Below are 22,718 nucleotides of genomic sequence, written 5' to 3'. Positions count from 1 at the left end.
CCAATGATCCCTGCTCTGGACCCTCTTTGAGTCGTTCGCATGCCCCGCCCCAACCTCGCCGCCCAGATGACCGCGCGGATCCTCGACTACATCCGCCTGAACGATCTCGAGGCCGATCAGCATCTGCCGAGCCAGGCGCTTGCGGACGCGCTCCGCGTCTCGCGCGCGCCGATCAACGCCGCGCTGCAAATGCTGGAGGACATGAACGTCGTGCGTTCGGAGCCGAACCGCGGCTTCTTCCTGGTCAAGAGTGCACGCGAGCTGCCTGAAACCGCCGATACCGGCGCGGAACAGGAGGACGAATGGTATTTTGCGATCGCCGAAGACCGCCTGTCCGGCAAGCTGCCCGAACGCGTCAGCGAAAGCGAGCTGATGCGCCGCTATGGCCTGTCGCGCACGAGCCTGTTGAAGGTCCTCACCAAGATCGCCGATGAAGGCTGGATCGAGCGCCTGCCCGGCAATGGCTGGGCCTTCGGGCCACTGCTGACCTCGCGCGAGAGCTATCAGCAGGGCTATCAGTTGCGCATTGCGCTGGAGCCGCAGGCCCTCCTGTTGCCGAGCTTTCAGGTCGACCGCACGGCCTTTGCGGCGGCACGCGAAAAACAGCAATGGCTGCTCGACGGTGGTTACAAGCGGGCCTCACGCGCGGAGGTTTTCGCCGCCAACAACGAGTTCCACGAGATGCTGATGATCTGCAGCGGCAATCCGTTCTTCCTCGACGCGGTCAAGCGCGTCAACCGGCTGCGCCGCCTCGTCGAATATCGCATCACGGTCGATCGCAGCCGCCTGCCCCAGCAATGCCGGGAGCACCTCAACATCCTGGATTTGCTGGAGAATGGCCTGCGCCAGGAGGCCGCCGACTTCCTCCGGGTCCATATCTCCGGCGCAGGGTTGATCAAGATCCCCCGCGTCTAGGGCCCTACTGAGTATTTGTCTTTTATAATTTAAAATGCAATAAGGCTTCCCAGTGCGGCTGCCGGAGGGACGGACAAGCGCGCCAAAACCACAAGCCCCGAGGAAGCGCCGCCATGTCCACGACGTCAGTCGAGCAGTCCGCAACGCGCAAGGTGTTTTGGCGCATCGTGCCCTACTGCTTCGTGCTCTACGTGATCTCCTATCTCGACCGCGCGAATATCGGCTACGCGGCGCTGCAGATGAACAAGGAGCTGGCGCTGACCAGCGAGGCCTTCGGCTTTGCCGCCGGCATCTTCTTCATCGGCTATTTCCTGTTCGAGGTGCCGAGCAACGTTGCGCTCAACAAATACGGCGCGCGCATCTGGATTTCGCGCATCCTGATCACTTGGGGAATCGTCGCGACCGCCACCGCCTTCGTGCAGAGCGCGACCCAGCTTTACGTGCTGCGCTTCCTGCTCGGCGTCGCCGAGGCCGGTTTCTTTCCCGGCATCATCATCTACCTGACCTATTGGTTCCGCGCCAAGGAGCAGGCCACCACGGTCGCGCTGTTCACCGCGGCGATCCCGGTGTCGTATCTCCTCGGTGCGCCGCTCAGCACCTGGATCATGGATCACGTCTCCGGCTTCGGCCTCAGCGGCTGGCGCTGGATGCTGCTGCTCGAGGGCGGCCCTGCCGTGATCGCCGGCATCGTCAACTACTTCATCATGACCGACAGTCCCGAGCAGGCGCGCTGGCTCACGGCGGAAGAGCGTGACTGGCTCTCCGGGGAGCTGCGCAAGGATCACGCCGCGCGTCCCGATGTCGAGCATCTCGGCGTCATCGCCGCGATCACCAATCCGAAGGTGCTGTTTCTGTCTGTGATCTATTTCATCTACCAGGTCGGCAATCTCGGCATCGGCCTGTGGATGCCGCAGATCATCAAAGGCCTCTCGTCATCCCTGACCAATTTCGAGATCGGCCTCGTCGCCATGCTGCCTTATGCGTTTGCGACGGTCATGATGGTGCTGTGGTCGCGCAATTCCGACCGCACTGGCGAGCGGCAGAAGCATTCGGCGCTGCCGCTCCTGCTCGGCGCGGTCGCGCTCGGCTGCACCGGCCTCGTCGTGCAGCCGGCGATCGCGATGGCGCTGATCTCGCTGGCGCTGGCCGGCATCTACGCCTTCAAGTCGCCGTTCTGGTCGCTGCCGGGGCTGTTCCTCAGCCGATCGACCGCGGCGGTCTCGATCGCCGCGATCAACTCGATCGGCAATCTAGGTGGTTTTGCAGGCCCCTACGCGATCGGCGCCATCAAGGACTGGACCGGCAGCACCTATGGCGGGTTGCTGTTCCTGAGCGGCCTGCTGTTCGTCTCCTTCCTGATGACTTGGTTTGCCCGGATGGAAAGCACCGGTGTTGCGCGCGCCAGACCGGCCGAGCAGCACGCCTGAGGAGTTGATATGACCGAGCCCACGACCCTTTCCGTCGCGGACAAGACCTACCGCATCGCGGATATCGCAGGCGTACTGGGCGACGATCTCACGCGCCTGCCGGTGATCCTGCGCGTCCTCCTCGAAAACGTGCTCCGCAACGCCGGCGAGGAGCGCGAGGAGGCTGTCGCCGCGATCCGAGGCTGGCTTGCGCATGGCACCAGCGAGCGCGAGATCGCCTTCCAGCCCGCGCGCATCCTGATGCACGACACGACGTGCGGCCCTGCGCTAGTCGATATCGCAGGCCTGCGCGCCTCGCTGGCGGAAGCCGGCGGCGATCCCAACAGGCTCAACCCGGTGCTGCCGGTGGACGTCTCGACCGATCACTCGATCGGCGTCGACGCGTTCGCGCGCAAGGGGGCGCTCAGGCACAACATGCAACTGGAGCTGAAGCGAAATGCCGAGCGCTATCGCTTCATGAAGTGGGCGACCTCGGCCCTGTCAGGGGTCCGCGTGCACCCGCCCGGCACCGGCATCATGCATACGTTGAACCTCGAACGCCTGGCGAGCGTCGTCTCCGCTTTCGATCGTGACGGCACGCTATGGGCCGCACCCGACACGCTGATCGGCACCGACAGCCACACGCCGATGATCAACGGCATCGGCGTACTGGCCTGGGGTGTCGGCGGCCTGGAAGCCGAAATTGTGATGTTCGGCATGCCTGTGATGCTGCGCGTGCCCGACGTGGTCGGCGTGCGTCTTACAGGCGCCTTGCGCGAGGGCGTGCTCGCCACGGATCTCGCACTCACAGTCACCGAACGCCTGCGCCGCATCGATCTCGCCGACCGCTTCGTCGAATTCTACGGCCCCGGCGTCTCCACACTGTCCGCCGGCGACCGCGCCGTCGTCGCCAACATGACGCCGGAGTTCGGCGCCAATTCCGGCTACTTCCCGATCGACCGGCACACACTCGACTATCTCGCGCAGACCGGCCGTTCGCCCGAGCAGGTCGCCTTGGTGGAAGCCTACGCCCGCCGGCAGCGTCTGTGGTTCGATCCGGAATGCAGCCCGCGCTACACCGACACCCTCACCATCGATCTCGGCGAGGTCGAGGTCAGTCTTGCCGGCCCGCGCCGCCCTCAGGATCGCATCGCGGCGAGCCGCAGCGCCGAGGCGCTCGGGCTCAACGCCACCGCCTCTCCCGCCAATGCGCCGGCCAACGGCTCGGTCGCGATCGCCGCGATCACGAGCTGCACCAATACTTCCGATCCGCGCCTGCTGATCGCCGCGGGCCTCCTCGCCCGCAAGGCCCGGCAGTTCGGCCTCACGCCGCCCGCCTGGGTGAAGACCTCGCTTGCGCCGGGGTCGCCTACTGCCGAAGCCTATCTGCGCCGCGCCGGTCTGATGGACGATCTCGAAGCGCTCGGCTTTGGCATCGTCGGCTATGGCTGCACCACCTGCATCGGCAATTCCGGCCCGCTCGCGCCTGTCATGGCCGAGGCCGTGACATCGCAGAAGATCGCGCCGGTCGCCGTGCTCTCCGGCAACCGCAATTTCCCTGGCCGCGTCCACGCCCAGGTCGAGAACGGCTTCCTCGCCTCGCCGCCCCTGGTGGTCGCCTTTGCGCTTGCCGGCGACGCGCGGCGCGACATCCTGCAAGATCCGATCGCGCCCAGCGCCGATGGGCGCGACGTCCACCTCGCCGATCTCTGGCCGACGGGCGCCGAGATCGACGCTGCCTTGGCACAGGCGCGCGATGCAAGCGACTATGCGACCGCCTATGAGGCCGCCGGGGCCAGCGCCGATTGGGCCGCGCTCGATGCGTCCCGCGCGGCGCTGTTTCCTTGGGATGAGGCGTCGACCTATATCCGTCGCCCGCCCTTCGCGAGCCTTGGTAAGGGCACGCGGCTCGGCCGCTATGCCGCGACGCCGCTGCTCGTGCTCGGAGACGACATCACGACCGACCACATCTCGCCCGCGGGTGCGATTCCGGCGACCGGCGATGCCGGCGACTATCTGGTGAGCCGCGGCGAGGCTTCCGACGATCTCAACGTCTTTGCCTCGCGCCGCGGCAATTGGGAGGTGATGCTGCGCGGCCTCTTCACCAACAAGAGCGTGCGCAATTGGCTGGCCGGCGATCTGCGTCCGGGCAGCACGGTTCATGCCGGCTCGGGCGAGCAACTGGCGCTGTGGCGTGCGGCCGACCGCTACGCCGAAGAAGGACGTTCCGTTGTGGTGCTCGCCGGCGAACGCTACGGCATGGGCTCGTCACGCGACTGGGCCGCCAAGGGCGTGGCCCTGCTCGGTGTGCGCGCGGTGCTGGCGCTCAGCTTCGAGCGCATCCACCGCTCCAATCTGATCGGCATGGGTGTCCTGCCGCTTCGCCTGCCCGCCGATCGCCGGCCGCAGGATTTTGGCCTTCGCCCGACCGACGAGATCGAGATCGATGCGCCGATCGAGGCGATCCGCCCACGCGGTGGCGTGCCCATTCGCATTCGTCGCGATGGCAAGGATGTTGATACGTTCGAGGCGATCGCCGCGATCGAGACCAGTCTCGAATGCGAGATCTTGCGGGCCGGCGGCCTGCTGCCCCTGATCCTGCGCGGTGCGCTGAGCCCTACTCCGCCGGCGTGAGTTGCTGCCGGCTCAGCCGCACCGCGGCGGTCTCGCGCACGCGGACGCGGGCGCGGCGCTTGCGCCACCAGATCACGACGCCGGTCACCGAGAGCGCGGCCACGACGAGGCCCATGATCGAGATCAGGATGCGGCCGAACAGCCCGACGATGCGGCCCGAATGCAGCGGGAATTGCGCCTGCACGAAGATGTCGGCGGCGGTCCCGACCCAGGGCAGCCGTTCGCCGATCGGACGGCCGTCCTCGCTGTCGTAATAGAGCTGCGCCGGCCCGACGCCGCCGGCGCCGTGATCGTCGCCGGGATGGAAAAACGCCGCGGCATAGACGCCATGGGCCGGGCCGTAACTGATCGAGCCGACCGGGATGCTCCACCCTCGCGCCTTGCCGTCGGCCGCCGCGCGCGCGGCGATGTCGGCAAAAGTCACCCTGGGCTCGATGGGATCGTCGAGACCGCGATAGGGCCGCTGCTCATAGGGCGTCGGCGTGTAGTTCGACACCATCTTCATCATCGGCGAGAACACCTCGAAATAGAGGTTCAGCGAGAACGCGGTGAAGGCGATGATGAACAGCACGCCCCAGGTCCACAGGCTGAAGGCGCGATGGATGTCGAAATTGATCCGGTAGGCACTGCCTGAGGTCTTGATGGTCCAGGCCGGGGCCCAGCGTGCCCAGAAGCCGCGCTCGAGCTGGCGCGTGACTTGAGGCGCCCGCGCGGCCTTGGCGCGCCGCCGCGAAGGCAGCGTCAGATAGAAGCCGACGAAGCAATCGATGGTCCAGATGATGGCGATCACGCCGAGCACGCGCATGCCCCAGCGGTCGCTGCCCCAGAACTCCGGAATGTGCATCGTGTAATGGAGCTTGTAGAGGAACGAGACGAAATTCTCCCGCGTCACCGGCCACACCGCGCCCCAATAGCGCCGGCCCAGCTCCGTGCCGGTATTGGGATCGAGGAAGATCTGATTGTAGTCCATCGCAAACCGCTTACCGGTCGAAGGATCGATCCGCGGCATGACAAAGAACCACAGCGAGTGCCCCTCCTCCGGCGTCAGGAAGAGGTAGACGACGCGCGCGCGGGGATCGCGCTGCTCGATCATCTTCGCGAGCTCGATCGAGGGAATGGCCGGGCCCTTGCTGGTGACGTCGAACAAATGGCTGTTCAGGACGTCGTCGATCTCGTGGTCCCAGGAGATGATCGCGCCGGTGATGCCGGAGAAGAACAGGAATCCGGCCGTCAGCAGTCCCGCCCAGCGATGCAGTTTGCCGAATATCGCTCTCATCGTCTTCTCTCATCAAGCGGGACCGGCTGCCATGGCCGGACCGTCCTCACAACTCACCAGCGATAGGTCAGCTTGCCGATCGCCTTGCGCCCCTCCGCGTAGAAGCAGCCGGACAGGCTGTAGCAGGCGGCGACATAGCGCGTGTCGGCGAGATTGGTAACGTTCAGCGACAGACGCCAATTGTCGCGGGTGTAGGCGAGCAGCGCGTCCAGCACGGTGGACGATCCCACCTTGAAGGTGTTGGCGTCGTCACCCCAGGTCGCGCCGACGTAGCGGATGCCGCCGCCGAATTGAAGGCCGGCGAGCGGGCCGTTCTGGAGCGTGTAGTCGCTCCACAGCGAAGCGCGGTTGAGCGGCACCGTGGGCGGCGCCTTGCCGAGATTGACGGGATCCCGCGAGAGCTCGGCGTCGACATAGGCGTAGGCGGCGCGCAGGTTCCAGCCGTCGGCGAGCGACATCGTGCCTTCGAGCTCGATGCCGCGCGATTTTACCTGCCCGATCTGCTCGGCGAGATAGCTCGGCGGCGCAAAGACGACGACGTTGTCGCGCGTCAGGTCGAAGGCGGCAAACGTGAACAGCGCGTTCCAGCCGAGCGGCTGGTACTTGACGCCGACCTCGTACTGGACGCCGGTCTCGGGATTGAGCATCTGTCCGGACGGCCCGGTCGCGAGCACCGGCAGGAACGACTCGGAATAGCTGAAATAGGGCGCGATGCCGTTGTCGAAATTGTACATCACGGCAGCACGGCCGGTGAAGGCCGAAGCATCCTTCGAGACCGACGTGTTGGCAGCGGGGAGATTGCTGTCGACCTGCGTCGTCACGAAATCCTGGCGGCCGCCGAGCTGGAACGACAGCCGGCCGAACTTGATCTGGTCCTGCGCGTAGAGGCCGACCTGCGACTGCTTGACGCCGGTATTGTCGTTCATGGCGCCGATCGTCCAGTCGTAGCTGTAGACCGGGTTGAAGACATTGATCTCGGGTGCCGAGGTCGTGACGCCGAAGGCGGTGTCGCGGAACGTGGTGTTGCGATAGTCGATCCCGACCAGCGTGGTGTGGCTGAGGAAGCCGGTGGTGAACTTGCCCTGGAGCTGATTGTCCACCGCGAAGGAGTTGATGTACGTGTTGCTATAGCTGCCGAAACGCGCGAGTTGCCCCGCGGCCTCGTTGGTGTAGCCTCCGCCGTAAAACACCTTCTCCTCGTTGTGCTGATAGGCGTAGCGCAGGTTCTGCCGGAACGTGATGTTGTCGGTGAAATTGTGCGAGAGCTGGTAGCCGGCGGTCGCGATCTCGGTGTTGAACGCGTTGAAGCTCGGCACGCCCGCAAAGAACGAGACCGGGATGGAGCGGCCGTTGTTGGGCCATACCGTGCCGGAGGCCGGCAGGAACTGGAGGCCCCACCCTGCCCGATCCCTCTGATAGTCGGCGAGGATCGTGATGGTGGTGTCCTCGTTCGGCTTGAACGTGACGGCGGGCGCGATGAAGACGCGGTTGTCCTTGGTGAAGTCGACTTGGGTTTCGCCGTCGCGGACGACGCCGGTGAGGCGCCACAGCACGGTACCTTCCTTGTTGGCGGGGCCGCCCATGTCGAACTGGCCCTGATAGCGGTTGAAGCTGCCGCCGGAGATCGAGACCTCGCCGAACTGCTGCGCGGTCGGCAGCTTGGTGACGTAGTTGAGGATTCCGCCGGTGCCGCTGCCGCCATACATCGCCGAGGACGGGCCCTTGAGGACCTCCAGGCGTTCGGCACCGTAGGGATCGAGGCCGTTGAAATGCACGTAGTTGCTGGAGGGAACCCGCAAGCCGTCGATGTAGAGGCCTGACATGGTCGTGTCAAAGCCCCGGATCTGGAGGGCGCCGAAGCGGGTGTCCGAGCCGCCATTGACGTCGCCGCTGACGCCGGCGGTATAGCGCAAGGCCTCGCCGATCGAGACCGCGCCCTGATTCCTGATCTGGTCGGTGGTGACGACGGAGACCGACTGCGGCGTCTCGATCAGGGGCGTGTCGGTTTTGGTGGCCGTACCGCTCCGAGTCGCTACGAAGCCGCGCACCGGACCATTGGCGCGTTCGCCCGTGTTGGAATTCGATGACGCCGACTGCGTTGGCGTGGCTTGCTGCGCGGGAGAACGCCGGTCGGCGCGTGCGGCACGTGTCGTCACGGATCGCCGCGTTGAGGTCACCGTCGCAGAACGCGCGCGCTGGGCCGGCGCTTCCACCGAGACCGCAGGAATCTGGGTCTGGGCCATGACGGATGTGAAGGGAATGCTGAGAGCGGATGTGCTGACGGCGGCGAAGAAAAGCACTTGAAGCTGTCGAACACGCGTATTGGAACACGAACGAAGTTGGAAGTTTGGCACGTCTATTGAAGCCCCACGCACGGCCGGCTTTGCCGGAATGATTTTTGGAGTCTCGCCCTAACGCAGGGGCATTTTCAGTGCGAGAGATCGGGCGTTAGAATTTATCGAGACTGGGGAATAAACCGTGCGGCGAATGCGCCCATGGCCGGATTTAGGTGCATCGCTCGCTTCTGCGAGCGCTCTGATATGGAATGCTTCTAGAGTGGGAGCATTCGCCGCTTGTCCGCAACCGCCTGGAAAGCGGCGGCCTTGCTCCCTCGCGAACGAATCGCCGCGACGACGATCACTCCGACTGCTGACCGCGGGCGAGCCACCCAGAACAGTCCCGGCAACTCAACCTTGCGAAGCAATCATCGTGTTGAGCGCTTTGACACTCGGCGCAAACAGCACCGCGACGCCCTTGTAGCGGATAAACTGCTTCATTTGGAACGTCAGGGAAGAGTTCCCTGCAAGCGTAACCTGGAACTGGGTCTGGGCCTTCGGATCTGCCCGATTTCCGGTCAAGGCATCCTGCGCGCTGGTTCCGTTCGGAAGTTGCTTGTAGGCGTCGGCAAAGTCCGTCAGATGCATCCACCGCAGGATGGTATAAAATTGCTCGTTGATCCTGGCGAAGTAGAAGAGCCCTACGATGCCGCGGTCCTTCCCGTCGTCCACCGTGCCGTCCAGATGAGGACCATAGGAAAATCCGCGGCGTATGACGCGCGGCGGCCCGTTGGGGAAACGGATCTGATTGGCAAATTTCAGCGGCTGATCGCGGCAATTGACCACTCGAATGTGAGCCCCGAGCGGGCATTTGACGCCGTTTGGATCGTCGCTATAGCCGAACGCGTCGTTCAGTTGCGGGGTGGACGGTGGTGCATCCGGAAAACGTGACAGCGGCGAACCATGTCGCCAGCGTCCCATGATCTTGGCCGCGATCCATTCTTCCGCCAGCCCCGGCCCGACATGCGGCGCCGCCTGCGGTGCATTCTCCTTCAGGAATGTGTTGAAGCCCGCGACGTCCTGATAGAGCCAGGACAGGCCGACGAATGAGCCGTCGCGCGCGAAGTCCTGCCAAGGGCCGGGCTTGAACGGTGCCGTGGGAAAATCGCTGTTCGGATAACCGACGACGATCTCGCGACAATCGACGGCGTCGGAAGCCCTCGCAGCCGGCACGTCCTGCCAGTCGATGTTCGGCGCAGTGATGCCGTCGCGGTAACCGAAATGCAGGCGGCCGTCGGCCGGCCGACAGCCGGACAGCGCACCGTCGTCCCAACTGTCGAGCACCAATTCCTGAACACCGAAGCCTGTCGCCGACTGCCGGATTTGCGCGAGGCAATCGGCTTTCTGCTCGGGCGTATCGAAGCCGATGTGGATGGCGAGATCGATATCGCCCGATTTGAACTTGCCGTCCCACCATCCGGCGGGAGCGCTGGCGTCGAAGAACCCGAGCTGTGTTGCAATGCCGCCATCCGGCGCCTGCGCCGGGTCCACGAAAGCCGCCTCGAACTGCCGACGGCCCTGCGCGACGTCGAGGTCGGTGTGGCCTGACAACAAAGTCGCGATGCCGTTCCAACTGAACAGGAAGTGGAACGCGGGACCATCGGCGTCCGGCCCCGCCCCCACCGCCGTCCGCGGTATCCATTGCCGCAAGAACGATTTGGTGCCGCCGGCATCGCCAAACTTGAACAGCAGAACCGCCAGCAGCGGCTTGGCGGAGCTTCGCGCAACGATCGCTTGCAAATTGCCGAGATCCACCATGGCGCCTGTCCTGCAAGAACGGTCAGCCGATAGGTGCAGCTTCAAGGCTGACCTATCTCGAAAGAGCAAATCGGCCCTGAATGCTATTTCCCGAGCTTTTTCAGGATTTCTTCGACCGTCATGTGGTCGTAAGCCGAGAACAGCCAGCCGGACGGGTTACCATTGATGTCTGTTGAACCGTCGGTGGCCTTGCCCAGCGAGAGCGCGTTGGCGTTCTTCGAGAATTCGAAGAACGAGGCAGGATCGTTGATGTCGAGGCCTTTGGTATCTGCCAGGGAAAATATCGCGGCAAATACCGGCGTAAGCGCACGCCGGAAGAACTCCGTGTATTCCTGGTGCGATCCCTCATATTCGGTGATGACCTGAATGTATTTGTCGTCGATGACGACGACGCGCGCGAAATGAACGATCCGGGACTGCTTCAACGCAGCCGCGATTTTGGACTGGACCTCGTCGGCGAAGACGGCCTTGAGGTGCTGCAGCTTGGCCAGGGTCTCGGCATCCTGCTTGATCGGCAGCGTGAGATTGAGCGCGTGGGTCATGGGAAATCTCCTTACAAAATACAACTTTAAGATGGTATCACTTCGGCAAGCGATTGAAAGCAGACTTTTCGACGCGTCCCCTTGGCCGCACTCGTAGCTTCGTCAAAACGCAGAAATGACGTTTCGTTATCGAAGCAGGATGGAGAAGGGCCGACCGCCTGCATTTGAATGCCCCGGACGATCAGCTGGGCATACATACTCATTGAACCTAAAATTGAAGCGTAAGCCGAAACACGTCGGTGTCGAGAGCGCTCACGGAGGAGATGCACTCGTTTGGGACGCGCACGTCGTCGGCCCCGAAACGACAATGATACTCCCTCGTCCGGACAGTTCGATGACAAGCGCAGTCGGCTGACGAAGCCAGGTTGGTCAGCCTGTTGCGAACGTGACGCAGTGCGACCTATGCGTCTCTGGTGCGACAGCACTCCCCTCCGCCCGCGCCGCTCGGCTCGCCCGCCAGCACACTGCGGCTGTTGCGCTCCGGCGGGATGTCACCGGCGGCATTGGCGGCGAAGAAGCCGGTCGGCTTCAGGACGAAGCCGGCATATTCGACCGGCATGATCGGGAAATCTTCGGGCTTGCAGATATGGGTGTGGCCGAAGGAGTGCCACAGCACGATGTCGGTATTTTCGATGTTGCGGTTCTGCGCGGCATAGCGCGGCAGGCCGTCGCCGCCGGCATGGACGTTGGGATAGTCGCCGCTTGCGTATTTTTCGCTCGCGTCGAAGGCGGTCACCCAGACGTGTTTTGTGGCAAAGCCGCCCCGCTTGCGCACATAGCTGCCCTCCTGCGCCAGCATCAGCGGGCTCGGATTGACGACGAGCTTGTAGGCCGGCGATCCGCCGACCGAGTTGGTCTCGTTGGGATTGCTGATCTTCCAGAACCGGCCGGTCTCTCCGTTTGCGATCGCCGCCGCGTCGCGCTCGCGCGACAGCACGCGCGTGGTGGTGTCGAACACGTTGCCATGCGGATTGTCGCGGCCCCAGGGCCGCGGCACGAACTCGTGCTCGGTGACGGTGTTGCCGCCGCCGTCGAGATCCATGTGCAGGCGCACGTTGAAGAAGTGCTGGTGCGTCGGTCCGCCCAGATTGTCGTCGACCATCCCGCCCCATTTGTACGCCTCGCCTGACGGCACGGCGGCGGTCTGGATGATCCCGGTGAGCTTCGTCTCCAGCTGGATCGTGCCGTCCTGGTAGAGATACCAGTAGAAGCCGTAATCGTAATTGCCGACGGTCGCAAAGAACGAGATGACGAGGCGCCGCGAACGGCGGACCTCGAACAGGCCGTTGCGGAATTCGTAGTGTTTCCAGGCAATTCCATAGTCTTCTTCATGCATGCAGATCGCGTTCTGCATGACGAAGGGCTCGCCCTTGTTGTCGGCCGCCGGCACGTCGAAATAGTGGATGTTGCCGAGGCAGTCGCAGCCGAGCTCGAGCGCGTTGGCGAGCATGCCGAGCCCGTATTCGCCGGCATCGAACGCCGACTTCCAGAAATGGTTGGCGGTCGGATCGGCATAGGGCACGACCATCTCGGTGACGCTGGCGCGATGGATCAACGAACGCCTGCGATCGCCGTCCTGATAGCCGAGCTGATGCAGCACCAGGCCCTCGCGCGGCGTGAAGCCGACCCGAAAGCTCCATTTCTGCCAGTCGACTTTCCAGCCATCGAGCTTGAAGCTCGGACCGTCCGGCTGCTCGATGTGCAGCGGCTTGATGTCGGTGCGCGGGTTTTGGACCTCATGCGCGCCGTAGTTCCGCTTCTTGCGCGGGATCGGCACGATCGGGTCCGCGTCGGTGAGGTCAATGATCTTGCCACCGATGAGGTCGACGACCGCGACCACGCCCTCGATCGGATGGGCATAGCCGTTGTCCTGGAGATGCTCGCGGAAGAAGCTGACGGCGCGAACGATGCGCGCGCCGCGCTCATACTCGAAATCGAAGAAGCCCGAGGAGAACGGGTCCACCTGGACCAGCTCGATGTCCTTGTCGGTGAGCCCGCGCCGGTACATCGCCGCGCGCCACCTGGGGTCGGCCTTCACAACGGCCTCGCACTTGAAAAACTCCTCCAGCATCACCGGCGGCTGTCCGTACGGTGCCTCCCGGTTCGGAACGACTTTTCGCCCGACGATCTCATTGCGGGCGAGATCGACGATGTGCTCGATGGCTTCGCCAGTCGTTATATCCAGGGTCAGCGCGAAGGCGCGGCGCCCCGCTCCGCCCGCGGCGAGCTCCTGCTTGGTCGGCTCTTCCAGCCGCACCGTCGGAAAGCGGCAGTTCACGGGTGATGTCGCGGCGGCGCGCACCAGCGTGCAGGCCGCAGTGATCTCTTCAGCGGTCAGCGGATCGAGCGGATGTAGCGTTGCGGTCTGCGGCGATGATTTGGCTTTGACGGTCTCGAGCATTGTGATGTCCAGAGATCAGCGCGGAGCGAGATGGGTCGTGATGGCGCGGAAGGCCGCGAACCAGCGTTGGTCGATCGGGACGTCCATCGCCTTGGGCTGCGTCGCGAGCTTGACGATGACGGTGTCCGAGTCGAGATCGACATAGAGATGCTGGCCGTGAATGCCGATTCCGGTCAGCGCATTGCGGGATGGATCGATTGTGAACCATTTGCTGCGATAGCGCGCGCCCGGAAAGAACTCGGCGAGGTCGCCGTCCGCCCAGGCCTTGGCATCTCCGTTCTCGCGGATGTCGTCGATCCACCAGCCCGGCACCACTTGACGCCCCTCCACAACGCCGCGGTTACGCATCATCTCACCAAACCGCAGCAGATCGCGCGCGGTCACGGAGATGCCGCCCGCAATGCGGCCCATGCCGTGGCTGTCGAGCGTGAGCGAGCCGTCCTCCTCGGCGCCCAACGGCTGCCAAAGATATTCGGAGAGGATGCGGTGGTAGGGCATGCCGCAGGCGCGCTCATAGACCCAGCCGAGCACCTCGGTGTTGGTCGACACGTAGTGGAACACCTTGCCATGCGGCTTGCCGGTGCCGCGCAGCGTGGCGAGATAGGCGCGCTGATGGCCGGGCTCGACGCCGGGTGGCGGCACATCCCAGCCCGATGAGAAGCGGTACCGGGCGACGTCGCCGGCGGGGTCTTCGTAGTCTTCCTCAAATTGGATCGCGACGGCCATGTCCAGGAGGTTGCGCACGGTGCAGGTGCCGTAAACCGAACTCTCGAGCTCCGGCACGTAGCGCACCACCCTCGCCTCCGGATCGACCAGGCCACGTGCCGCCAGCACGCCGCCGAGCGTGCCGGCGACCGCCTTGCTGATCGAGCAGATCAGATGCGGCGTGGTCACGCTCATGCCGTCGCCATACCATTCGTGGATCAGCGTGCCCCGATGCATGACGAGGAGAGTATCGGCAAAGGTCTCGCGCAGCGTCGCCTCGATCGTGGTGGGCTGGCCGTCGGGCGCTGTAAAGGCGAGCTTTGACAGCTCGCGCGGTGCGCTCGGCATCGATGTCGGCTGCGCCGAGCGCCGGATCTCCGCGGTCGGCAGCACTTCGCGGGTGTGGGTAAAGCCCCAGCGGATGGCGGGGGAGCTGCGCCAGTTGGCGCGTGTCACCTGGGCCTCGGGTGCAGGCGGGCTGCCGCGCATGATGTCCGTCGGTCGCATCTCGATCCCTCCGCAAGGCCATTCCAACCCCGGTGTCGGGAACGGCAAGGAGGCAGACTGCGCGGAAGGCGCCTTGGGCGTTATCGAGATCCAGCAATATTTTGCTGGACACGGGCGTGGGGCGTGCCAGTCTGGTGTGGTTCTTGCTGGCGGTCGGGTGGTGAATTTCGACGTGCTGTCATGGTCTTAAGCGCAACTCTTCCGATTCAAGACTCGGCTGCTAACCTGCTTCAGGCCAGCAGTACAGATGTCGACGAGCATTGCGCCACGCTCGGCCGCTGGCGGCTCAGCTACGACCAGATCAGCGCCGGTGCCTTCAGGGGCAGTTTCACCCAGCTGTCTTTGCCCCGGTTGGAGGTGTTCCGCGAGATCACCAGCCAGCAGGTCCGGCAATATGGCCAACTCGGCGCCGGCAGTTTCGGCATCGGCCTGCCCTGGCGTGGCGAGGGCGAGGTTAATTGCAACGGCGCCGCCGTTGCGGGCGCCCAGGTCATCGCCTGCATCGACGCCGAGGTCGACATGTGCACGCCGAAGGCGTTCGAGCTGCGCGGTGTCGTCGCCAGCGCGGCGCTGATCGAGGAGCTGGCCGCCCGGCTTGATATCGAGCTGCCGCGCAGCGTCTGGCACCAGTTGCGGGTGATCGAGATGTCGGCGGCGCCGGTTGCGCGACTGCGCGCCCATCTCGCCACCATTTACGAGACCATCACGGCCGCGCCCGAACAGTTCGACGATCCGGCCGCGCGGCAGGTGCTGGAGGACGCCCTCCTCGTCGAGATCATGGACATGCTGCCGACCGCACGAACCAGCGATCCCGGCCGCAGCTCTGCGGCGCGCAAGCGGACGGTGGACCGCGCCCGCGAGCTGATGCATGGCAGCGGCGAGCGCACGCTCTCGCTGCTGGAAGTCTGCAAGGCGGTCGGCGCGAGCCCGCGCAAGCTCGGCTATTGCTTCCAGGAAGTCGTGGGCACGAGCCCGATGCATTATTGGCGCGCGATGCGGCTGAACCGTGTGCGGCGCGACCTCAAGCGCGGCGCCGAGACGTCCGTCTACGATGTCGCCGTGCAGCACGGCTTCTGGCACTTCAGCCAGTTCTCGCTCGACTACAAGCGCCACTTCTCCGAGCTGCCCTCGCAGACGTTGCGGCGCGCCAGGCTGGCTGCCTGACGCGCGGTTCGCCGCTTACCAGGTCGGCAGATAGGTGCCCTTGAAGCGCGTCTCCAGAAACGCCTTCACGGGGTCGGAGTGATAGACCTCGATCAGCTGCTTCACCCACGGCTTGTCCTTGTCCTCCTCGCGGACGGCGAGGATGTTGACCCAGGGTCCGTCAGGGTTTTCGCGGGCGATCGCGTCGGTCGCCGGATTGAGGCCGGCCTGCACGGCGTAATTGTTGTTGATCGAGACGACGTCGACGTCCTGCAGCGCGCGCGGAAGCTGGGCGGCATCGAGCTCGACGAAGCGGAGCTTCTTCGGGTTCTCGGTGATATCGGCGATGGTCGAAGAGACGTTGTTCGGATCCTTCAGCTTGATCACGCCATGCAGCGCCAGGATCATCAGGCCGCGCGCGCCGTTGGAGGGATCGTTGGCGATCGCGACGCGGGCGCCTTCCGGCAGATCGGCGAGTTTCTTGTATTTCTGCGAATAGACGCCCTGGGGCGAGCCGATCGTGTTCGCGACCTTGACGATCTTCCAGCCGGTCTTGGAGATCTGGTTCTTCAGGTACGGCTCGTGCTGGAACGAGTTGGCTTCGAGGTCCTTCAGCGCCAGCGCCTGGTTCGGGATCACGTAGTCGGTGAACTCGACCACCTTGATGTCGAGGCCGCGCTCGGCACCGACCTTCTTCACGACGTCCAGGATCTCGGCATGGGGACCGGCGGTCACGCCGACCCGGATGGTTTCGGCGTTAGCCGTGGTCGCGAGCAAGGCTGCAGCCGCAAGGGTTGCGAGAAAACGCATTGATGTCTCCAGTTTCGAAAAAATTGCCTCAGCGCTGCCGCAGCCGGCGGTTGACCCGGCGCGCCAGATAGTCGCCCGCGCTCTGGACGAGCTGCACCAGCGCGATCAGCACGACCACGACGGCGAGCATCATCTCCGGCATGAAGCGCTGATAGCCGTAGCGGATGCCGAGATCGCCGAGCCCGCCGCCTCCGACCGCGCCGACCATGGCGGAATAGCCGAGCAGGCTGACCACGGCGAGCGTCAACGCCAGCAGAAGGCCCGGCAGCGCCTCGGGGATCAGCACCTTGAGCACGATCTGGATTGGAGAAGCCCCGAACGAGGACGCGGTCTCGATCAGGCCGCCATCGACCTCGCGGATCGCGGCTTCGACCAGACGCGCGATGAACGGCGTTGACGCGATGACCAGCGGCACGATCGCGGCGGTCGAGCCGATCGAGGTGCCGGCGATGAGCCGGGTGAACGGGATGATGGCGACGACCAGGATGATGAAGGGCGTCGAGCGCGTCGCATTGACGACGATGCCAAGCACGCGATTGATGAAGGGAGCCGAGAACAGCTCGCCCTTGCGGCTGGTCGCGAGGAAGACGCCGAGCGGCAGGCCGAAGGCGGTGCCGAGCAGCGCCGCGATGCCGACCATGTACAGGCTTTCGCCCGTGGCCTGGACGATGAGGTTGATGAGTTCAGGCGACATAGCCGAGACGCTCCGCCGAGAATTGATATTGAGAGAGCCAGGCCAGCGTCCGCGTCACCGCGTCTTCGCCGCCGGAAATGCCGAGAGGTATACCGAGGGTCAGCGAGCCCACATGCTGGCCGCCGATCTCGTCGATGCGGGCCGACAAGAGCGAGACGTCGAGACTGAGCTCGCGGGCGAGCCGCGCCACCAGCGTGTCGCCGGCCCCTGCCCCGCGCACCTGAACGCGGATCACGGCCTGCCCGCCGCCAGTCGGCTCCGGCACGATCCGGCTCGCCAGCGACACCGGCAGGCTGTCGCCGATCACTTCGGCGAGGAAAGACTGCGTGATCGGATGCTTCGGATGGGTGAAGATATCGGCGACATGGCCGCTCTCGACGACATGGCCGGCGTCGAGCACCACGACTTCCTTGGCGAGCTGGCGCACCACGGACATCTCGTGGGTGATCAGCACGATGGTCACGCCGAGCTCGCGGTTGATGTTGGCGAGCAGATCGAGGATCGCGCGTGTGGTTTGCGGGTCGAGCGCCGAGGTCGCCTCGTCCGACAGCAGCACGCTCGGCCGCGTCGCCAGCGCACGGGCGATGCCGACGCGCTGCTTCTGGCCGCCGGAGAGTTCCGAGGGATAGCGGTCGTGCTTGTCGGCGATGCCGACCAGCGCCAGCAGCTCGGCGACGCGGGCCTTGATATCGGCCTTGGCCCAGCCGGCAATTTCGAGCGGCAGCGCGACGTTGTCGGCGGCCGTGCGCGACGACAGCAGGTTGAAATGCTGGAAGATCATGCCGATCGAGCGCTGTGCCAGCCGCAACTCGCGGCCGGCCAGCGCCGAGATATCGCTGTTATCGACGATCACGCGGCCCGTGGTCGGCTTCTCCAGACCGTTGATCAGCCGGACCAGGCTCGATTTGCCGGCGCCGGAGCGGCCGATGATTCCGGTGATCGAGCCACGCGGAATCGCGAAGTCGATATCCTGCAGTGCGTTGACGCCGGGCTTGCCACGATAGGCCGGGTAGATTTTCGAGATGCCAGCGAAACGGACCATTGCGTCCGCTTCGGCTGCGGCGGGTGAAATCGCGTCAAGCGTTTCGAGCGGTTGTCCGATCGCGAGCGATTGGTGGGCGTTCATGGAGGCGGCCTTCATGCACAATAGTTCGCTTGCCCGGATGCCCCTGAGGCACACGGGAACCTGGTCGCATCGCGCGACTTGGGGTGAAAAGCGATGACGGCTCGGGTCGAGCGCGCTGCACCGCAGCACGCACCATCGCCCTTTCCGGACTTTCTTGCAATGTCAGATATTTGCGGGGAGTTGGACGAAGTTTTCCAAATCCCTCCCCCGGGAAGAAAAATCATCTGCCGCGGGTATCAGCCTCCGGCTCAGTACACCCACAACCAGGGCAGCACGATCAGCAGCAGGCCGGCGAAATAGACCAGTCCAAACAGCAGCCCAAAGCCCCAGAACTGGCCCTTCCCGATATAGCCGCTGCCGAAATACATCGGCGCGGGTCCGGTCGCATAGGGCGAGATCACGCCCATCAGGCCGAGCGAATACATGCAGAGCATGGCGAGCGTGACGACCGGCAGGCCGGGAATGCCCGATCCGACCGCGAGCACCACCGGCAGCACGGCGGCGGCATGCGAGGTGATGCTCGAGAAGAAATAGTGGATCCAGAAGAACAGCGCGACCAGCAGAAGCATGGCGGTCGACGGCGACAGCCCCGCAAGCGGTTTTGCGTATTCGGTTGCGAACCATTTGATGAAACCGATCTCGTTGAGGCCCGAGGCCAGCGTCAACAGCGAGGTGAAATAGAAGAACACCTCCCAGGCGCTCTTCTCGCTGACGATGTCGGCAAACTCGATCACGCCGGTCACCAGCATCAATGAGATCACGATGAATACGACGGTGGTGGCGTTGACGAAGTTGGAGCCGATCCCGGGCACGTGGATGTCCGGGCTCGAGCCCGCGATCCAGAGGAACATCGCCAGCAGGATCAGGCCGAGCATGATCCACTCGTTGCGCGACATCGGGCCCATCGTGCCGAGCTCCTTCGCCGCCCAATCGGAGATCTCCGGGCTGCGCTTCACCTCGGGACGGCAGACCGCGTAGCTGAGCAGCGGCACGAGGACCATCAGGAGGATGCCAAGCGGCGCGAAGCCCATGAACCACTGCGCCCAGCTCACCTCGACCCCGGCAGTCTTCTTGGCGATCGCAAGCGCCGCGGCATTGGGCGCGAGCGCGGTAAAGAATAGCGAACTGGTGACCGCGGTCGCCGCGAACGCGGTCCACATCACATAGGTCCCGATCTTGCCGGCAGTCGGCCCCGGCTCGGAGCCGTAGATGCGGGGGATGTTGCTGATGATGGGATAGACGATGCCGCCGCTGCGCGCGGTGTTGGACGGCGTCGCCGGCGCGAGCAGGAAGTCCGACATCGCGACCGCATAGCCGAGACCGAGTGTGTTGCTGCCGAGCCGCTGCACCAGCACCAGCGCGATGCGCCGGCCGAGCTGGCTCTTGCGATAGCCGATCGAGAACACGAAGGCACCGACGATCAGCCACACCGTGCTCTCGGCAAATCCCGCCAGCATCCAGCGCAGCGATTTGCCGGGATCAGGATCGATATAGCCGGCGACGCCCGCGACCGTCAGGCCGATAAAGCCGACAGCGCCGACCGGCATCGATTCCAGGATGAGCCCGGTGATCACGGCCGCGAACACGGCAAAATAGTGCCACTGGTTGACGTTGAGCCCTGGCGGCACCGGCCACAGGTAGATCGCCAGCCACACCACCAGCGGCGCGATCAGCTTCCAGCGAAACCCCGTCGCTTCAGGCGCCTGAGAACTGGCGGTCATGGATCCTCCCCTTGATTGTCGTCGCATCGTGCGGCTCGTTGGTCGAGCCTGCTCTTGTCCCAGCGCGGCGTATACGGATTGTCCGCGGCGCTATCAATGGCCTGTCTCGAGTTCTATCCTGGCTTGAGTTTCAGCGCCCCCTGAACCGTGGCTTGCGGCGCGCCAGGAACGCCTCGACCCCCTCCTTGTGGTCCTCGCTGAGGCCGGCGAGCGCGAACTGATCAACGTCCATGTGGCTGGCGAGATCGTCCAGCGCATGCGCGAGCCGGTTGACCGTCAGCTTCGTCATCGCGACCGAGAGCGGCGGCTGTGCGGCGACCTTGCGCGCGAGATCCATCGCGGCATCGAACGCATGGCCGGGATCGACCACGTGCTCCACCAGGCGCCATTCATAGGCCTCATCGGCCGAGATACGTTCATCGGCCAAGATCACCGCCTGTTTGGTGCGGGCCGGTCCCATCAGATGCAGCATGCGCGGGATGCTCTGCCAGCTCATGTTCATGCCGAGGCCGATCTCGGGCACGCGCAGATGCGCATCGCGGCCCATGACGCGGAAGTCGAGCGCCACGGCTAGCGCGACGCCGCCTCCGACACAGAAGCCCTCGATCGCCGCGATCGTGATCTGCTCCATCTCCTGCCAGGCGTGGGTCAGGCGCGGCCCGAGCTTGAGATGCCGCCGCAGCGTGCCGAGATCCATGTCCTTGCGCGAGCGTCCTTCGGCGTCCTTGAGGTCGAAGCCGGCGCTGAATGCAGCGGCGCTGCCGGTCAGCACCACGACGGAGGTTGCGGCGTCATCCTCGAAGCTGCGGGCTGCCGCCGTGAGCTGGCGCAACGCCTCCGGCGACAGCGCATTGAGTCCGTCGCCACGGTCGAAGCGTACGACGGCAATCCGTCCTTCGGGCCCGAGGCCCTTCTCGATCTTCACGTAGTCTGTCACCAACGTCTCCCAATCTGCTTTGCCGCAACGCCAGCCTACACCCGGCCTCACGAATATGGGACCCGGTTGCGCCGCAACGCATACTCGACAGGCGGGGATCATTGCGCCTATCTTCGATGCCATGAGCCATGATCACGACCACCACCATCACCACGATCACGATCACTCGGAATTGTCCGAGACCGAGCTGCGCGTGCGTGCGCTCGAGACGATCCTGACTGAAAAAGGCTATGTCGAGCCGGCCGCGCTCGATGCCATCATCCAGGCCTATGAGACCAAGATCGGCCCGCATAACGGCGCACGCGTCGTCGCCAAGGCCTGGACCGATCCGGCGTTCAAGAAGGCGCTGCTGGAAGACGGCTCCAAGGCCATCGGCACGCTCGGCCATGTCAGCCGCGTCGGCGACCATCTCGTCGTCGTCGAGAACACGCCTGAACGCCACAACATGGTCGTGTGCACCTTGTGCTCTTGCTACCCCTGGGAAATGCTTGGGCTGCCGCCGGTCTGGTACAAGGCCTCGCCCTACCGCTCCCGCGCAGTGAAGGACCCGCGCGGTGTGCTCGCCGATTTCGACGTCAGTCTGCCGAAGGACATGGAGATCCGTGTCTGGGATTCGACGGCCGAGACGCGCTTCCTGGTGTTGCCGATGCGCCCCGCGGGCACTGAGGGCTGGAGCGAGGAGCAACTCGCCGCGCTCGTCACGCGCGATTCCATGATCGGCACCGGCTTTCCCAAGACGCCGGGAGCGCCTTCATGAACGGCGTGCACGACATGGGCGGCATGGACGGGTTCGGCAAGGTCGAGCCCGAGCCGAACGAGCCGATGTTTCACGCAGACTGGGAATCCCGCGTGCTGGCGATGGTGCGCGCGATGGGGGCTGCCGGGGCCTTCAACATCGACACCTCGCGCTTTTATCGCGAGACGCTGCCGCCGCATGTTTATCTCTCGAGCTCCTATTACAAGAAATGGTTCCTCGGGCTCGAGGAGATGCTGATCGAGAAGGGCTACCTCACCCGGGAGGAAGTTGCAGCCGGCCATGCGATGCAGCCCGCAAAGACGCTCAAGCACGGCAAGTTCGACCTCGCCAACGTCGAGCGCGTGATGGTGCGCGGCAAGTTCGCCCGCCCTGCCCCGGCGGCGGCGAAATTCAACATCGGCGACCGCGTGCGCGCGAAAAACATTCATCCGACCACGCATACGCGGCTGCCGCGCTATGTGCGCGGCCATGTCGGTGTCGTCGAATTGAACCACGGCTGCCATGTTTTTCCGGATTCGGCGGCGATGGAGCTCGGCGAGAACCCGCAATGGCTCTACACCGTGGTGTTCGAAGGCAACGATCTCTGGGGCGCGGATGGTGATCCGACCCTGAAGGTGTCGATCGATGCGTTCGAGCCCTATCTGGACCCGGCGTGATGAGCAGCACGGCTGCGGCCGCCGCGACGGCGGCCATTCCAAGCATTCCGCGCGATGACGACGGCCCGGTGTTCCGTGCGCCCTGGGAAGCGCATGCGTTCGCGATGGCCTTGAGCCTGCACGATCGCGGCGTATTCACCTGGCCGGAATGGGCCGCAGCCCTGGCCGCCGAGATCAAGCGCGCGCAGGCCGCCGGTGATCCGGATACGGGCGAGACGTACTATCTGCACTGGCTCGCGACGCTGGAAGGCCTCGTCGCGCGCAAAGGCGTGGCCTCGGCGGAGACGCTGCACCGCTATCGCGACGCCTGGGACCACGCCGCCGACCGCACGCCGCACGGCAAGCCGATCGAGCTTAGGCCGGAGGATTTTGGCTAGCTCGGTCATTGACGCGC

At 64.7% G+C, this 22,718-nt stretch carries 18 protein-coding genes; 7 read left to right on the top strand and 11 right to left on the bottom strand.

Annotated elements, in window-relative coordinates; genetic code table 11:
- Window positions 1-39: 39 nt before the first annotated feature.
- The 3 genes from NLM15_RS22290 (at window position 40) to acnA (ending at window position 4,955) form a co-directional block, all read left to right on the top strand.
- Window positions 40-915 (top strand): GntR family transcriptional regulator, encoded by an 876-nt coding sequence (locus tag NLM15_RS22290; protein WP_254119434.1) that lies wholly within the window; start codon window positions 40-42, stop codon window positions 913-915.
- Between the two features lie 113 nt (window positions 916-1,028).
- Window positions 1,029-2,342, top strand: coding sequence for an MFS transporter (locus NLM15_RS22285; protein ID WP_254119432.1), 1,314 nt, complete (start codon window positions 1,029-1,031; stop codon window positions 2,340-2,342).
- 9 nt (window positions 2,343-2,351) lie between these two features.
- Window positions 2,352-4,955, top strand: a complete 2,604-nt coding sequence (gene acnA / locus NLM15_RS22280; RefSeq protein WP_254119430.1) for an aconitate hydratase AcnA — start codon at window positions 2,352-2,354, stop codon at window positions 4,953-4,955.
- On the opposite strand, the gene fsrB is transcribed toward acnA, so the two are convergent.
- From fsrB to NLM15_RS22250, 6 genes are all read right to left on the bottom strand, one after another.
- Window positions 4,939-6,231 carry a siderophore utilization protein FsrB gene (gene fsrB, locus NLM15_RS22275; RefSeq protein ID WP_254119428.1) on the bottom strand — a complete coding sequence of 431 codons (1,293 nt, stop codon included), beginning with the start codon at window positions 6,229-6,231 and terminating at the stop codon, window positions 4,939-4,941. The genes acnA and fsrB overlap by 17 nt on opposite strands.
- 53 nt (window positions 6,232-6,284) lie before the next feature.
- The gene (locus NLM15_RS22270; RefSeq protein ID WP_254124321.1) at window positions 6,285-8,279 is read right to left on the bottom strand and encodes a TonB-dependent siderophore receptor; all 1,995 of its coding nucleotides are present in this window, start codon (window positions 8,277-8,279) and stop codon (window positions 6,285-6,287) included.
- 639 nt (window positions 8,280-8,918) lie between these two features.
- Complete coding sequence (locus NLM15_RS22265; protein ID WP_254119426.1) at window positions 8,919-10,058, bottom strand: hypothetical protein; 1,140 nt, start codon at window positions 10,056-10,058, stop codon at window positions 8,919-8,921.
- Between the two features lie 350 nt (window positions 10,059-10,408).
- Entirely contained in the window at window positions 10,409-10,867 is a 459-nt protein-coding gene (locus tag NLM15_RS22260; RefSeq protein ID WP_254119424.1) for a hypothetical protein, read from the bottom strand.
- A gap of 400 nt (window positions 10,868-11,267) precedes the next feature.
- Window positions 11,268-13,268: a primary-amine oxidase gene (locus NLM15_RS22255; protein WP_254119422.1), complete on the bottom strand. Its 2,001-nt coding sequence runs from the start codon at window positions 13,266-13,268 to the stop codon at window positions 11,268-11,270.
- Window positions 13,269-13,283: 15 nt separating this feature from the next.
- The gene (locus tag NLM15_RS22250) at window positions 13,284-14,480 is read right to left on the bottom strand and encodes a serine hydrolase (RefSeq protein WP_254119420.1); all 1,197 of its coding nucleotides are present in this window, start codon (window positions 14,478-14,480) and stop codon (window positions 13,284-13,286) included.
- Between the two features lie 180 nt (window positions 14,481-14,660).
- Here NLM15_RS22250 and NLM15_RS22245 point away from each other — a divergent pair, with 180 nt between their 5' ends.
- The gene (locus NLM15_RS22245; protein ID WP_254119418.1) at window positions 14,661-15,644 is read left to right on the top strand and encodes a helix-turn-helix domain-containing protein; all 984 of its coding nucleotides are present in this window, start codon (window positions 14,661-14,663) and stop codon (window positions 15,642-15,644) included.
- A 15-nt stretch (window positions 15,645-15,659) separates the two neighbouring features.
- Here the strand turns inward: NLM15_RS22245 and NLM15_RS22240 are convergent, their stop codons facing one another.
- The 5 genes from NLM15_RS22240 to NLM15_RS22220 form a co-directional block, all read right to left on the bottom strand.
- Complete coding sequence (locus NLM15_RS22240; protein WP_254119416.1) at window positions 15,660-16,433, bottom strand: MetQ/NlpA family ABC transporter substrate-binding protein; 774 nt, start codon at window positions 16,431-16,433, stop codon at window positions 15,660-15,662.
- 28 nt (window positions 16,434-16,461) lie between these two features.
- Entirely contained in the window at window positions 16,462-17,127 is a 666-nt protein-coding gene (locus NLM15_RS22235; protein WP_254119414.1) for a methionine ABC transporter permease, read from the bottom strand.
- Window positions 17,117-18,268, bottom strand: a complete 1,152-nt coding sequence (locus NLM15_RS22230; RefSeq protein WP_254119412.1) for a methionine ABC transporter ATP-binding protein — start codon at window positions 18,266-18,268, stop codon at window positions 17,117-17,119. The genes NLM15_RS22235 and NLM15_RS22230 overlap by 11 nt, the downstream gene beginning before the upstream one ends.
- 233 nt (window positions 18,269-18,501) lie before the next feature.
- Entirely contained in the window at window positions 18,502-19,974 is a 1,473-nt protein-coding gene (locus tag NLM15_RS22225; protein ID WP_254119410.1) for a DASS family sodium-coupled anion symporter, read from the bottom strand.
- Window positions 19,975-20,104: 130 nt separating this feature from the next.
- Entirely contained in the window at window positions 20,105-20,911 is an 807-nt protein-coding gene (locus tag NLM15_RS22220; protein ID WP_254119408.1) for an enoyl-CoA hydratase/isomerase family protein, read from the bottom strand.
- Between the two features lie 121 nt (window positions 20,912-21,032).
- On the opposite strand from NLM15_RS22220, the gene nthA reads away from it, so the two are divergent.
- Genes nthA through NLM15_RS22205 form a run of 3 tightly spaced genes read left to right on the top strand, consistent with a single transcriptional unit; the run spans window position 21,033 to window position 22,701 of the window.
- Entirely contained in the window at window positions 21,033-21,668 is a 636-nt protein-coding gene (gene nthA, locus NLM15_RS22215; RefSeq protein ID WP_254119406.1) for a nitrile hydratase subunit alpha, read from the top strand.
- Entirely contained in the window at window positions 21,665-22,324 is a 660-nt protein-coding gene (gene nthB / locus NLM15_RS22210; protein WP_254119404.1) for a nitrile hydratase subunit beta, read from the top strand. Before nthA ends, nthB begins: the two co-directional genes overlap by 4 nt.
- Entirely contained in the window at window positions 22,324-22,701 is a 378-nt protein-coding gene (locus NLM15_RS22205) for a nitrile hydratase accessory protein (RefSeq protein ID WP_254119402.1), read from the top strand. Before nthB ends, NLM15_RS22205 begins: the two co-directional genes overlap by 1 nt.
- Window positions 22,702-22,718 lie beyond the last annotated feature (17 nt).

Origin of the sequence: Bradyrhizobium sp. CCGB20, from assembly GCF_024199855.1 — a bacterium.
Lineage (GTDB): Bacteria > Pseudomonadota > Alphaproteobacteria > Rhizobiales > Xanthobacteraceae > Bradyrhizobium.
This window is presented reverse-complemented; position numbering and strand designations above follow the sequence as displayed.